Origin of the sequence: Nostoc sp. KVJ3 (assembly GCF_026127265.1) — a bacterium.
In the GTDB taxonomy this organism is placed as follows: domain Bacteria; phylum Cyanobacteriota; class Cyanobacteriia; order Cyanobacteriales; family Nostocaceae; genus Nostoc.
The window spans coordinates 153720-168859 of sequence record NZ_WWFG01000002.1 but is presented as its reverse complement, the minus strand read 5'-3'; the positions used below and the strand labels follow the sequence as shown (position 1 = coordinate 168859).

9 protein-coding genes and 1 pseudogene are annotated in these 15140 nt (G+C 40.4%); 1 reads left to right on the top strand and 9 read right to left on the bottom strand.

Features of this window, described 5'->3' with window-relative positions; all coding sequences use genetic code 11:
- Positions 1-36: 36 nt before the first annotated feature.
- From GTQ43_RS17000 to GTQ43_RS16960, 9 genes are all read right to left on the bottom strand, one after another.
- Positions 37-237 (bottom strand): hypothetical protein, encoded by a 201-nt coding sequence (locus GTQ43_RS17000; protein ID WP_265273926.1) that lies wholly within the window; start codon positions 235-237, stop codon positions 37-39.
- 3 nt (positions 238-240) lie between these two features.
- Positions 241-1506, bottom strand: coding sequence for a nif11-class peptide radical SAM maturase 3 (locus tag GTQ43_RS16995; RefSeq protein ID WP_265273925.1), 1266 nt, complete (start codon positions 1504-1506; stop codon positions 241-243).
- A gap of 89 nt (positions 1507-1595) precedes the next feature.
- Complete coding sequence (locus tag GTQ43_RS16990; RefSeq protein WP_265273924.1) at positions 1596-1922, bottom strand: hypothetical protein; 327 nt, start codon at positions 1920-1922, stop codon at positions 1596-1598.
- 376 nt (positions 1923-2298) lie between these two features.
- Complete coding sequence (locus GTQ43_RS16985; protein WP_265273923.1) at positions 2299-2736, bottom strand: Nif11-like leader peptide family RiPP precursor; 438 nt, start codon at positions 2734-2736, stop codon at positions 2299-2301.
- Between the two features lie 153 nt (positions 2737-2889).
- On the bottom strand, positions 2890-5979 hold the full coding sequence (locus tag GTQ43_RS16980; RefSeq protein ID WP_265273922.1) for a tetratricopeptide repeat protein: 3090 nt from the start codon (positions 5977-5979) through the stop codon (positions 2890-2892).
- A gap of 673 nt (positions 5980-6652) precedes the next feature.
- Positions 6653-6955 (bottom strand): hypothetical protein, encoded by a 303-nt coding sequence (locus tag GTQ43_RS16975; RefSeq protein ID WP_265273921.1) that lies wholly within the window; start codon positions 6953-6955, stop codon positions 6653-6655.
- Between the two features lie 457 nt (positions 6956-7412).
- Entirely contained in the window at positions 7413-8195 is a 783-nt protein-coding gene (locus GTQ43_RS16970; protein WP_265276476.1) for a peptidylprolyl isomerase, read from the bottom strand.
- Positions 8196-8371: 176 nt separating this feature from the next.
- Positions 8372-9919: an HlyD family efflux transporter periplasmic adaptor subunit gene (locus tag GTQ43_RS16965; RefSeq protein ID WP_265273920.1), complete on the bottom strand. Its 1548-nt coding sequence runs from the start codon at positions 9917-9919 to the stop codon at positions 8372-8374.
- A 128-nt stretch (positions 9920-10047) separates the two neighbouring features.
- Positions 10048-13083: a peptidase domain-containing ABC transporter gene (locus tag GTQ43_RS16960; protein WP_265273919.1), complete on the bottom strand. Its 3036-nt coding sequence runs from the start codon at positions 13081-13083 to the stop codon at positions 10048-10050.
- Between the two features lie 1685 nt (positions 13084-14768).
- Here GTQ43_RS16960 and GTQ43_RS16955 point away from each other — a divergent pair.
- Positions 14769-15120, top strand: a pseudogene (locus tag GTQ43_RS16955) (IS4 family transposase); the annotation flags it as partial.
- Positions 15121-15140 lie beyond the last annotated feature (20 nt).

Sequence of the window (15140 nt, the reverse complement as noted above, 5' to 3'; positions counted from 1 at the left end):
TCTGACTGGGAAACGCTATATCTCGTAATTTATTAGCTAAAACTCTCTATCATCTATGTAAACCTGTGAGCTTTTATCCAGAACTTGCTTTACTTTTAACAGCACTTTCAAATAGGTTAATTGACTGTTCCAAGCTGAACGTGGAAGCAATGAGATTTCCTCTAATTCTTGAGATGACGATGAATCAAGATCGGTTTTTTTTTCTAAAATTGTGGTGATTTCTGAATTTTCTGCCATAATTTATGATCTGATTAGAGAGTAAGAAACTTCGGATTCTTGCTGCCAACTTTCTGACCATTGAATGCTGTTAGCAGTAAAATGTAATGGATCATTTGCTGGCAAAGGTGTACCTGTTGACTCAACAATTAGCTCAAATTCACCATTATCAAAGGGCAGACCTTTAGCTCTCACCTTGGGAACTACACGCTCTCTCACACCTTGTCTTGCATGAGTAAGAGCGCGATGATGGCAGTAAGGATTATTACCTCTCTTGTCAAAGAAAACATGGGCAGTCCAACTGCAACCCCCACGACAAAGTTCAGCGTATTCGCAGGTTTTACAAAAACCCCACAGGTGTTTTGTGCCTTCAGGTGTTCCGGCTCCGAGGTTTAAGCGCAATTCGGCTGAATTTTCAATGATGTCATGGAGCGATCGCTCTCTAATATTACCACCCGTGTATGCGGTAGTCGGCAGCGAGGGACAACCTTTAATTGCTCCATCAGCTTCAATTCCCAAGGTGGAGAGTCCCGCACCGCAACCTTGCCAAAATGAGAAGTCATCTTCTTTTCCCCGTCCCCGTAACAGACGTTCATCAGGGCCGTAATAACCAATATTATTTCCCGCTTGCAGTTGCACACCTTCTTGGTAAGCACGACGCGCAACACGGGCGAGCATCGGATAGATATCTAACAGTTCATGGGGCTGGAGGAGAATATCTGCATTATCGGCTGCATTCCCCATTGGCACAGTCAACTGAATTTGCCAAGCACGGGCACCTGCATCACGAATGGACTCATAGATGGACGGAAACTCTGGGGCTGACAGACGGTTAATTTGGGTGTTGCAACCGAAGGAAATACCGACTTCTCGAAGATGACTCATAGTCTTAAATGCATATTTCCAAGAGCCTTTTTTTCCTCGCAAGCGGTCATGAGTTGCTTCCAAACCATCAATAGAAACAGATACAGTCCTAATCCCCGCTTCTTTCATTTTTTGGGCAGTTTCTAGTGAAATACCATAACCGCCAGTAGTCATACCACATAACATCCCTGCATCGTTGATAGCTTTGGCAATTTCTAGCCAATCTGGACGCAGAAATGCTTCACCACCGATAAGAGTAACTTCTTTAATTCCAACTTCTGCCATTTGCTTGACAAGATCCAAAGCTTCCTCTGTGGAAAGTTCTTTGCTGCGCTCGTGCCCAGCGCGGGAACCACAGTGACTACAAGCTAAATTGCATTTTAAGGTAATTTCCCAAACTGCGTAACTTTTGCGGTGATATGCCATAAGTTAACTCTCAATCTCGGTTTTAGAAGTTTACTTTACTCAGTAGTAAATGCTGAGTAAAGTAGAAAATACTCGTGGAAAAATTAGTTTTATATTAAACTAATTTTAATTAAAAAACCACTTGTAATAATGCCATTATTAGATGAATTAGATGGAGCTTTCCCAATTGTTAAAGAACCATTAAGTGCAACTGTGACTTTAGCTGTAGTATGAGTACCTACCGCTTTAGCTAACCCTGTCCCAGTTACTATAGAAGCACCATTTAACAAGGTTTTAGAGCTACTAGTTGAACTAACAGAATTGTAAATTGTTGACCCTAAAGATAATGCTTTAGATGTCACTGAAACTCCAGCAGAGCCTAAAATCAATTCGTCTTCTGAAACACTATGTAAATAAGATAAATCAGGAATCTGCATACTTAAAAATGAGTCTTTTTGAACATTACTTTAGAGTATATTCCGAAAGTTGTGAAATTAACTAGAAAACCTCTTTAATATAGTAGAGAAATTTTTACTATGTCGGTTTCATAACTTAATTACTCTTGTAATATCGTTTCTTTGTGAAGCTGCATATATTTACCCCCCGATGTGTTGGGGGGACTTATTATGTGCATCTTCATAAAGAACTGGTATAAGGTGCATTATGGATATAATGCCTCCTACGTCTTCATTGTTTTATCGTAAGTCAAAGGGTTTAATATCCCTATATCTATAACATAGTCACAGTTTCAGTCGGGATTTAAATCCCGGTCTGAAAATGTCTAAAATGTTTGAATTTTGAATTGTTAACGGGTTATTGTACTTCTGGTGGGACAACTACTCCGTATGACGCTTGTACAGGCGAGCCGACTACTATGCCATACAGGGGCTGTGGTTGGGGAAATGGCTTTGGGCGTGGTCTGGGAATCCAGTGAATTGGTGGTTTTACACCTCCTTCGGGAGGTGAGACTACAACACCATAGAGTGGCTGAACGACATTGCTGCTTGTAAGCCCACCAAAAGCTCCCACTAATTCCTCTTCGCTGAGGTCGTCAAACTGACCTAATTCTTTTAATTCTAATATTTGAATGGAGGCTGTTTCAAATTCTTCCTGAGAAAAATTGTAGCCACCTTCTTCCATGACTTTGATCGCTTCGTCGATTTTATCACTCATTAATTGAGTGCGAAAAGCTTCGTCTTTGACGAGTCTAATGATGAAACTCTTGACTTTTTCTAAAATTTCTAGAGACACCTTATTTTTTCTCCTTGAACATGATTATTGTTGTCCATCATAAAAAATTTGTAGCAAAGACTTCAGTCATTAAGGCAAGGAATTAAGTCCTGACTAAAAACTTATTTATCTAGTAGAGCATCGATTTAGTAACGATTTTCTAAATAATCTTTATTACCTCCTAGTCGAAATAGGTCTTTGTGTAACTTCTTGGGGTTGGATTTGGTAAATATGTGCTAAATTCATGTTGGCTTCTTGGTGTTGAGGATTAAACTCTAAAGCTTTTTGATAAAATGCGATCGCTTCTTCCATCTCTCCTTGTTCTTGCAGTACCACCCCCAAGTTATAATAAGCTTCTACAAAATCTGGCTGTAGTGCGATCGCAGTTCGATAGTAAACAGCAGCAGTTTTCCAATCGGCTGCTTGTTTGCGGGCAATGCCCAGTTTATAATTCAATTCACCATAGTAGGCTTGTTTCTCTGCCGAAAGCTTCCCTTGGGCAAAAAGCGCATTCCCCAAATTGACTTCCGCTTCTATGCAGTTGGGCTGAAATTCCAGAGCTTTTTGATAAGATGCCATCGCTTCTTCCCACCTACCTTGTTGTTGCAAGGTGTAGCCCAAATTGTTGTAAATTGTCCCTGCATCTGGTCGCAAAACAATAGCTTTTTGGTAAGCATTTTCAGCTTCTAGTAATTGTCCTTGGGCTTGATGCAAATTGCCTAAACTAAACCAAATTTTCACAGAGTTAGGCTGAAATTGCGAAGCTGCACTCAAATGCTTTTGGGCTTCCTGTAACGCACCTTTCTGCTGTGCCAATATTCCTAAACCATATAATGCTTCTGAATAGTCTGGTTGTTTTTCTATCACCTGACGATATAGCTGTTCAGCTTCGTCTAGGCGACTAGCTCGATGAGATTGAACCGCAAATTGAAAGAGTTCAGCAACATCTTTAGCTTCAAATTGTCTTGGTTTATTAACCAGTTGTAAAAGAAAATCTTCCAGCGCTCTGACTGGCTTTAAATCGCCATATAACTTATGTTTATTTTCTGCAACTTGCTGGGAGATATATTGCCGATATTCAGCATCTTTCCCTAGACGGATGGCGATTTGGACGTATTCTGCTTTACTTGAAGCGATCGTCTCTTCTACACCCATCATCTTTAAAATTGCCAGAGAATGCCGTCCCCTCATCAGTTCTCCTGGTAAAGTAACAACGGGAATATTATGGGCAATAGATTCGAGGGTAGAGTTACATCCAGACCAACCAATACTATCCAAGAAGACATCTGCTAAGGCTGTAGTCCCCGCAAACTCGCTCTCATTCATGGAAGACAAAAATAAACAGTGCTTTTGGTAATCTAACCCTAATGCTGCAAAAGCATGGTTTAAACGCTGGCGAAATACTTCTGTAATATCTTCATTTCTGTGTTTAATAAACACAAATTTAGAATTCCCTAACTCTTTTGCAATGGAGGGAAAAACATCATCATGGTTGGGCAAGTATTTATATAGTGACTGGCAACACCAGAAGAAAATTTCATCTTCTTTTAAACCTATATCTAGTTTCTTAATTGCTTGGGGTTTAACTGCTAAAGGTGTGTAATTAATAGATAGATTTGGTAATCTAACTAACTTTTCTGTATAGTGTTCTTGAGCATTTTCTGGTTCCATTAAGTCACTGCTCAAGTAATAGTCAATTGTCGGGAGTCCACTGGTATCAGGGTGTCCCCAAGATGTCATTTGAATTGGGGCTAATCTGAGACAACCCAGCTTGATTGTCATTGGATCCATCCCAAATTCAGGGAAAATCAGGATATGTAATTTATCTTCTGTTATTGCCTCACACCATTGTTCAATTGAGTGAACACCTTGAACAAATTTATCAAAAGTTTTGCTGGCACTGGTTGTTGAATAATCTTTTGTTACCAAAGTGTGATAACCAAATAATTCAAATTCACTTCTATCAAGATTTTCTATCCAACCTTTAATAGGGATTTTCCAATTAGAATGGTTATAGAAAAATCTAGAGACAATACCAACTCGAACCTTTTGATTTTTATCTAAATTTGGGATAACAAGCGGCTGGCAACTTTGGGGATAGCAACTCGACATCATCTGGCAAATCATTTCCCCATAAGCTCGCTGTAAATCTCGGTCATTTAAGCCTTGATATGCCAAATAGAAGGGCTGTAATGTCCCTACAGCCTCAGCCGCTTTTGCCCTTTCTTCTTGATTACTTAATTCATAAGCTTTAGCTAAATTTTGCAAATTCTGCTGATACTGATTTCGCCTGAATTCAATTTCATCAACACTAGAATAGATAGTTGGCAGTTGGCTAATACAAATACCAAATTTAGCCGGAGCATAATTTGGTGTAACTTTGGCAGCTTGTTCAAATGCCTCTACTGCTGCTTCTATTTTGTTACTATCTCTAAGTACCGTTCCTAAGTTGTAGTAGATGTAATCAATATCAGGTCGAATTTTTATAGCTTGTTGGTAGGATTCTATGGCGGCATCAAACCTATTTAATGCTTTCAGAGCATTTCCCAAGTTATGATGGGTAATTGCCAAATCAGGTTTAATACTTAAAGCTTTTTTGTAAGCTTCTATTGCTTCCTCAACTTTTCCTTGTTCTTCTAACAAACATCCTAAATTGTGATGAACGTAAGGATAGTCTGGTTTTATTTTTATTAATTCTTGAAAAGACTTTAGCGCATCATTCAATCGCCCTTGTTTTTGGAGTACCTCTCCTAAATTATTATGAGCTTGTACCAAATCTGCCTGCAATGCAATAGCTTGGCGATAATATAACTCTGCAATCTTGAAATCGCCCACCTCTTGCCTAGCTAAAGCCAACTGCAAATTTAAGTCTGCACAATGGACTTGTTGTTCTGATGACAGCTTTCCTTGAAGATGGAGAGTATTACCAAGATTTACTTGCGCTTCCCCGCCATCAGGTAAAATTTTCAGTGCTTTTTCATAGCAGATAACTGCTTCGTCTAGTTTACCCTGTTGTTGCAGAGTAAACCCTAAGCTATTGTGTATTGCCGCCACTTCTGGCTCTAATTGCAAAGCTGCTTGGAAAAACTGTTCGGCATTTTGATATTGTCCCCGTTGCTGGGCTAGCATACCTAACCCATATAGTGCCTCTGGCTGCTTGGGGTTTACGTCTATAATTTGACGATAAACCTCTTCGGACTGGGTAAAGCGTTTGGCTCGGCGATGTTCAACAGCGAGTTGAAGAGCCTCAGAAATTGTGGTCATAACTTATACAATTAATTTTTACTTAATGTCTTTTGTTCCTATAAGAATTCGGTTTGATTTGGAGAAAATATCCGTAGGGTGTGAGCGCGGAGAGTACGGCATCAAACCCTTGATAATGGTGCGTTACGAACTTCGTTCTAACGCAACGCCAGTTGCTACACGTAGGGAACCTCCCTTCGGGTTCATCAGTCGCCTAGGTTGGGAAACCCGCCTACAGCGCTGGCTCCCCTACAATACCTAACTTTGTTCAAAAATCAAATAAGAGTCCTATATATCTGCGATGAACTCAAGTTTCTGAAATTTATAACTGGATTCTATTAAAATTAGTTGAGAATGCTGATTTTAAGCTTTTTAAAACAAATTACCTTTTTCTACCTTATCGGGTATCTACGATTAGCCTGCCGCCACAGGAAAGTTTTTAACTCATGACTATTAACCCAGAGTTTTAATTCAGGGCAGGCAAACAGCACAGAGCCTTAGTCTGGGTTGTGGACTTAATATTGTAAAAATTTATTGCGGAAACAGTTATTTGAGAGCAACCGATGTAATTTAGGGAGAAGCTGAAGGCTCAAATGAGCTAAGAGCCTTCAGCAATTTATAAATCTAGTAGGCTTTCGAGCCTTACTCTACTTGCAGGAGTTAATTCTCTTTGTGAGTAGAGTTTAATTATTAATTACCAGCCCCAATAGCCACCAACAGTGCCAGCTACGGAAGTTGAGCCAGAACTAGAAGAATTATTAGTAGTAGAAGTGGAAGTTGAGGTTTGAGTAACGGTGTTTGCACCCGTTGCAACAGATCCAGCACCAGCTGTAGCCAAGTTGCCGCTGATGTTAAGGTTAACATCTACAGTTTTGACAATGATGATGGTTTCATTGTAGCTAGGTAATGGTGCTTGGCTGGGTTTAGGAGCATAACCACCACCACCAATAACTTCTTCAGAGGTGATTTCTAAGTAGTTTAGGTCAGAAATAATCATTTGAATTTCTCCTGAAAACTGTAAGTTTTTTTGGGTATCTTGGTGCGACCAATCTGTTTTTCTTGGTCACATAATTACTATAGTTTATTCCTCGGAAAAGTCAATGATTTTTTGAGGAATTTTTGATTTGAAAAACTAATATATTGAAATCCAAAAATAACCATATATAGTATTAATTTAATTTAGAAAATAATTGCATAACAAATATAGGCAAAATTGTATTTTTATTGCCCAGTGAGAGTTATAGCGATTAAAACTATTTTTTAGTCGCGCTAAATTAGCACTTCTGTAAACACATTTACAAAATGCTAATAATAGAAAATATTTAATTACGAACTAAAAAAACAGGATTGATAATATGTTTGTAACTACAGCATATACCCTAAATTAGGGGGAGATAGTTAGCTACAAAAACATTTGGATTGAATGAACTATTTAGTGTTGGTGAATAACAGGCTTAAACCTGCTCTAGCAATTCCTCCTGCGATCGCACATTTGTACCTGAGTCTATGTGAGTGACTATTCTCATCGCGTTGATTTGTTGCCTCAACCAATCAGAAAATGATTCTGTAATGATTTGTTGGCGCAACTGTTCATCTAGCTGGGGTTCAATGACTTCTTCTACCCAAATTAAATGCACCCCCTTGGGAGTCGTAATCGGTTTGAGAGCTTCTGGTGGTGCAGCAGCAAATACAGCTGCTGCAATCTCTGGACGTAAATCTTTACGGTATCGGAGTCCTTGGTATCCATAAGCGCGGCGGAGTTCTGGGTTTGGGATATATAAACGAGCGATCGCTGGAAAATCGATTTCGCCTTCTTCCAGAGCATAAAAAAGCTCTAAAGCCAAGTCTCGATCCTCGAAAATGACTTCGTAGGTAACAGCGGCGACATAATCTAGTTGGCGCTCATAAAAGTGTTTTTCGACTTGAGGGGAAAATAAATGATTCGCTAACTTCCGCGAAAGGATGTTGTTGTAGGCTAATTCTTCAAACTCATTTACAGACAGGTGGTGTTTTTCTAGCCATGTCCAGGTTTCTTTAGCTCTGACAAGCTTCTTAGCAAACCGTAAGTCATCTCCTTCTTGCTGTAGTTCTTCTGGTGTGACTGTAATTCCTGCCTCTTGAGCCGCTTCGACAATAATGCTTTGGGATGCGATCGCTTCCACGACATCAGGGATCTGACAGGAAAGTTTCAGGCTGTGAATAATATCTGAAGTGGAAATGGTCAGACTGTGCATAATATCCAATAATTATGGGCATTGGGCATTGGGTATAGGGCATTGGGCATTGGGCATTGGGCATTGGGCATTGGGTCTTAGGTCTTAGTTCTTTATTCTTTCTCCCCCTGCTTCCCCTGCCTCCCCTGCTCCCCCTGCTCCCTCATCCCCCTCATCCCCCTCATTTCCCCACCTGGGAACTACATCTCTAAACTGCCTTTTTGCAGCTTTTTGAATGGATCTAAAACAAAGTCAATCACGCGGCGCTGGCGAATGATGACTTCAGCATTTGCAGTCTGACCGGCACCTAATGGAATACGTTTGTTGCCAGTTTGGACATACTGCTGGTTTAAGGTGATTTCTAACTGATATGTTTCGATGTTCCCTTGGGGTGTTTGGCTAACTTTCGAGTCAGGAGAGATCCAAGTAACTTTCCCTTGGACGATGCCATACTCTTGGAAGGGATAGGCATCAAACTTGACCTTGACCGGCATTCCTACCTTCAAGAAACCACTATCTTGATTAGGCATATTTGCTTTGAGTATAAAGTCTGTATTTTGGGGGGCGACTTGGGCAATCCTTTGACCGGGTTGTACTACTGCTCCTGGCTTAGTGGTGGGTAATTCAAAAATCACTCCATTAATCGGCGATCGCACCACTCGTTGCTGCATCTGTACTCTTATAGATGTAATCTGGCTTTTTGTCTGAGCAACTTCTGATTGCGCTGCTGTGATTTGTGCCTGTAAGTCTTTTAGCTGTTCCTGATTTTTCATCACAGCCAGTTTTCCGGCTTGTATCACACTTTTATAGCTACTTTGTTCTTCTTGCAATCTCAGTTTTGCTTGTTTAATATCAGACTCCAATGTATTGATAGTTACTTGATAACGATTTAGCTCTCCTGCTAACTGCAATTGGGCTTGTTTGATATCTGATACAGCCTTGTTATAGAGTCGTTTGCTTTCTTGTTCTTCTTTTTTGAGTTCATCGACTTGAGTTGCCGAAACTGCACCATTCTGAACGAGTTTGCTAAAGCGTTGAACTTGTCGAGAATCTATATTCAAACGAGCTTGAGCCGATTGCCGATCGTTATGAGTTGTGTCAATCTGCTGCTGGGCTTGTTCAACTAATGCTTGTTTTTCTAACTTTTGGAGGTTCTGGCTACTCAGTTTGGTATCCAGGTTTTGCTGTGCCTGGTTAACTTGAGCCATTTTTTCTAATTCTTGGGATTTATTTTGTTGCTCTAAAAGGTTAGTTGACATGAGGAGTTGATTTTTGAGCAATTCCAACTGCGTCTGCCGATTTTGCAGCCCTTGTAATTTACTCTGAGTCTGTTGCAGTTCTGTTTGCAGGAGATCGGACTCTAGTTCTACTAAAACCTGTCCGGCTTTGACTGTATCTCCTTCTTTGACCATAACTGCTTTGACACTCCCACCGGCTTGAGCGTCTAATTTTTGAGTCGCGCCTTTAGGTTCTATCCGGCCTCTGGCGCTACCAGTCTCATCTACTTTTGAGAGAGTTGCCCAGGGTAAGAACAAACCAGCAAAGGCGATGAGGACATACAACAAACCACGAGTCCAAAGTCGAGGTAAGGCATTGAGCAGTCCTTCGGTACCGTAGTGCAAGTCTTCACTGTTACTTTCTGTCTCTGTCTGCTCGTTAACTTCTCCAGATTCTTCTTCTAGTGTGTACTTTTGATATTCATCTCGTTCATCTTGGGGAAGTGGGGACGATCTATTGTGATTTGGCATATTTTTATTCCCGATAAAAGTAGATGGGGAGTGGGAAATGGGGAGAAGGGAGATAAGGGAGACAAGGGGGACAAGAGAGACAAGGGGGGAGAAGGGAGAAGAATTAATAACCCATGCCCAATGCCCCATCAACTAACTTGAGCCAGTTGTTGTTGATTCAGGTAGTAATAATGACCTTTTTTAGCGATTAATTCGTCGTGAGTACCGCTTTCTACCAAAACTCCTTGGTCTAAAACCAAAATCAAGTCAGCATTGCGGACTGTAGAGAGACGATGAGCAATAATTACACTTGTGCGCCCTTGGAGAATTGTTTTGAGGTTGTTTTGGATAATTCGTTCTGATTCAGAATCTAGGTGGCTAGTAGCCTCATCAAAGAGTAATAATCGCGGATTTCCGAGTAAAGCCCGCGCGATCGCTAGCCGTTGGCGCTGTCCCCCAGAGAGCATACCGCCGCCTTCACCAATTTGCGATTCGTAACCCATAGGTAGTTTTTGAATAAAATCATCGGCTCCAGCATATTTTGCGGCTTGGATAATTTCTTCAAAAGATGCATTTGGATGAGCGATCGCAATGTTTTCCCGAATAGTCCCACCAAAGAGAAAGGTATCTTGGTCTACAACGCCAATTTGAGAACGGAGCGATCGCAATGAAATACTGGTAATGTCACGACCATCAATTAGTACTTTGCCATCTGTCGGAGGATATAAACCTAAAATCAACTTACTGAGGGTTGTTTTTCCCGAACCACTGCGCCCTACCACTGCAACCATCTGTTCCGGTTGGATTTCAAAGTTCAGATTTTCTAAAACGTTAGTCTTACTTTCTGAGTGATAGCGAAAGGTGACATTCTCAAAGCTAATGTTACCCCGCAGTTTACCCAAAGACTTCCGGGGTTTAGTTTCTAAGTCTTCTTCTACTTCTGCCTCCAACACGTCATTGATGCGTTCAGTGGAAATCACAATTTCCTGCAATTCATTCCACAGCATAGATAGTCTCTGGAAAGGACTCAAGACGTTTCCCACCAACATATTGAAAGCAACTAATTGGCCAATAGTCAGTTCGCCATTAATTACCTGAGTCGCTCCGTACCACAACAATGCAGTATTTACAAAGGTTTGAATAACGCCACTAATGATTTGCAAGCGATTACCGATTATTTGGGCATTAAAGGCTTTTTTGATCAAATCATTCAGCAGTTCCTCCCAACGCCAGCGCACAGTCTGTTCAATTGACAATGAGCGGACGGTACGAATTCCACTGAGGGATTCGATGAGATAGCTTTGTTCTTTAGTGCCCGCATCAAAAATCTCTCTGGAGATACGGCGCAAAATACTTGTGCTAGCCAGAGCCAAAATAAAAAATGGCGGGACAGTAACCAGCACAAATAATGCCATCCGCCAGCTATAGGAGAACATTAAGGCCAGATAAACCACCAATGTCAGCATATCCAACACAATGGAGAGTGTCTGACCGGTAAGGAAGTGCTGAATTTTCTGGTTTTCTTGAATGCGTGAGACTATATCCCCCACATAACGCGACTCAAAATAGGAAAGAGGCAAACGGAAAGTATGTTTGATAAAACCTACGAGTAGGGAGATACTAATGCGGTTAGCAGTATGAAATAGCAGATATTGCCGTACAGCGTTGACAGCGACACCAAACAATCCAAAAATTATCATCCCCAAACCAATGGCGTTTAAGGTTGTAACGCTGCGTTGCACAAGGACTCTATCGAGCAACAACTGAGTGAATACCGGCGTTACCAGTCCAAATAATTGGATTAATACTGAAGCTACAAAGATTTCTAATAGTGTCCGATAGTGAGGTTTGATTAATTCAAAAAACTTCCAGAAGCTTGTACTTTCGTTTTTAATATTTTTTAATAAAGCTGTAGGTTGCAGTAACAAGGCATAACCACTCCAACCTGCTTGAAATTCAGCTTTTGTCAAGCTGCGTTGACCAAGAGCGGGGTCACATACAATTACTCGCTTTTTCGTGATTTCATAAACAACGATGAAGTGTTTCCCTTCCCAATGGACAATTGCAGGTAAAGGTTGTTCTGCCAATTTATCAAGAGTAGCTTTTACCGGACGGGTGGCAAAACCCAGGTTTTCTGCTGCTGCTGCCATAGCTTTCAGTGATGCACCACTACGGCTGACGTTGGTCATATCCCGCAGACGATTGATACTAAAATGCTTACCCCAATAGTTACCAATCATTACTAAGCAAGCGGAGCCACAATCGGCAGCGCTTTGCTGGGCATAGAAGGGATAGCTTTTGGTAATGCGTCTCCACCAATGCCCTACTTGTACCTTGGGACTGGGAAAGTAAAAACGCGATTTTTTTGGTTGTTGTTCTGACTGCTGCTCTCGTTGGGGAAAAGGAATAATTTTAGCTTTTGGAGATTGAGTAGTTTTTTCCCCACTCCCCATTCCCCATTCCCCTAATTCCGGGAAGTATTCTAGTGCTGTTTGCCTCTGGTCGTTTTTCAGAATATAAGCAATGGTTGGTTGTGTTGCTTGCCAATCACCTTGTTTTGGTTTTGCAGAGATTGTCCCTGGTGTCAAAAAATGGTTTTGAGAATGCCGCAGTTGGCCTTTGTACAATAGCCATAACTGGGAATCTTGGGAGATTTGTGGATTTACAGAACCAGGTTCTAGCTGATGCCGTTCAAAGAAAGATAAGGCTTTGAGCATCCCTGGAACTTGTGATGTATGGCACGGGAATTGTGAGGTTTGGCGACATAACAGCAGTAAATCCCAAAGTTCTGCACGGGTAAAGAGGCGATCGCCAATGCTAGGATATTTGTCTATTAATATTTGCAGTACATCTTGCCGGAAATAGCCAAGTTTTAAGTTTGTCGAAGCTCTAACTACATAAGGACTAAATTTAGTTTCGGGAAACAGAGTTAATTCGCCGAAAATAGACCATGCACCAAAGGTAGTGATTAAATTCTCAGAGCTATCCAGCAGTCGGACTTTACCTGTAAGGATTATGTAGATACCAGGATTCGCCTGTGCAGATTGCCAGAACTGCTTTGCGACTGGCGGCTCCAGAATCTCCATTTCTGCCAATAGGTTTTGTAATTCTTTTTCTGAAAGCTTTGTACCCAAGTTGTACAAGAGCCTTTCGCCTATATGTTGCTCAGAAACCACTGCTGGCATTTTCTAACCTCCAAGACAGAATTTAGTTATCGGTCTAAATTGAAAATGAATAGACATCTCCAGAAATTAAATATGCGTTATGCGTAACCCTTGTAGAGACGCGATATATGGCGTCTCTACATTCTTTTTCACTCCTATGTCTAATGCCAAAATATTAAGCTAGATATTTGTTTAGCCATTAGCACAACTTCGCCCTGTCTTCAGTCACTGCAAGGTTGGTGCTTTCGACAAGGGGTTGAAGAAGAATTTAGTAGTGGATTGAGAATTTAAGACCCACCACTAATTGCAGCCCCCTAAATAACCCCCGAATATCAGTTTCCAGTCCCTTTTTCATACTTAGGGCTATACGCAATTCATCTGGACTACCTTTGCTGAATAAGCGATATCCGCAATTGTTGATTAGAAGGAATTATTTTCAGATCAAAATTTGGTTGGTCAATTACCATCTGAATTTTCCCCAATAGCAATCACCAGCCATCGGTATTTTTTCCAGATATTGGTTGTAAGGAGAGTTTAATGGCTGAAAATTAGCTTCCACACTTTTGAATCCCTGACACGCAAAAAGCGTTAGAAGCCTAATTTCACGCATCTCTAGCTTTTCAACAGCCTTGTCGTTGGTAAAATGGTGTGACATAATTGAGTCTAATTGCACTAAGTTGTAAATTATGGGCAAACGCAATCCATAACAGTTGTGTGATCAAAGCCTGACAGCAAAAAAACCACAACTGAATCTACTAGATTAACCAATAGGTTAATCAGAGGTTTACACAATGTGCATTTATTACCCGGTGTTGTTACCCTAGAATTTGCCGATTCTGGGGTACTACCTCCGGGGGTAGCTTCAGTCTCAAGCGCATAACCTTCAGCCTTCAAAAGCTAGCTTCGGGTAGGCTACAGTAGAAGACGGTAAAAACTATAAAGCACATCATAAATTTTTGAGATTTTACGAGTCAATCAAAATCTCATTTAAATAATATTGCTAGAGTTGGCTTGAAAGATACTAAAGTAAATCTTTTTAGAGTAATGTCTAGTATCTTTAAGGAAAAAGTTAAACATTTATGTGCTTTATTACACCTCCTGTAGATTTCAATGAGTTAAAATAGTTTTGTGAGAAAGACATTTACATAATCAGCTTACACTGATTAACCTAAAATTTAAATAGCCCATGCCTTTTTTAGTGTAAATTTTCAGAAATATTACATAGTAGATAACTCTTAGCAAAAAAAATATAATTAGAAAGCATCCATACATTAAATCTTTAAACAGTTAGGCGACATAATATGAAGCAATTCATAACACCTTACATGGTAGCTTCACCTATTTCAGGAAGACTTTTCTAAATGATTATACTAATATGTTTAAATTAGCAGTGAGTTGAAACATATTAGTTTTGTGATCTAGCTCACATGCTAATAAATTAAAGCTAGATGAGAAATTAAAAAGCCAGAATACAATTGCCAATATACTAATATGCTTGAATTAGCAGTGAGTTGAAACATATTAGTTTTGTGATCTAACTCACACACCAATAAACTTGGGATAATATAGCGGTTCCCATTCAAATGTGGTGCAACATCATCTCGTAAGGTGTGGGGCACGGTATGCCCATTGGTGTCAACTTAAGCAAAAAGGAACCATAGGATGTAATCTAAGAACATCTGAATTGATGTTCTTAATGATACATCATGACTAGAAAACGCCCAGCAAGAACAGGAAACCCATATCTGCGGCAGCAAAAGCATGTACCAACGCCACCAATAAAGGAAATCGAGCAAGAAATATTTTCATTACTATCTCCCCGCAACTTTAAACCCCTAAAGTTGTATAAAAACGAAGAAAAGAAAAAATTCCGAGATAGAATGTTGACCTTACCAGTGATGATGGCGATCATTGTGAGTTTAGTATATCGGCAGATTCCTGGCTTAAGAGAAGTCCAAAGGGTATTGTCACAAGAGGGATTGTTATGGGTGGAGCGAATGGAAGTTAGTGCCCAAGCAGTATCAAAAAGATTCCTTGCACTACCGATTGACTCTTTCTGCCAAAAGTGGATGCTCCTA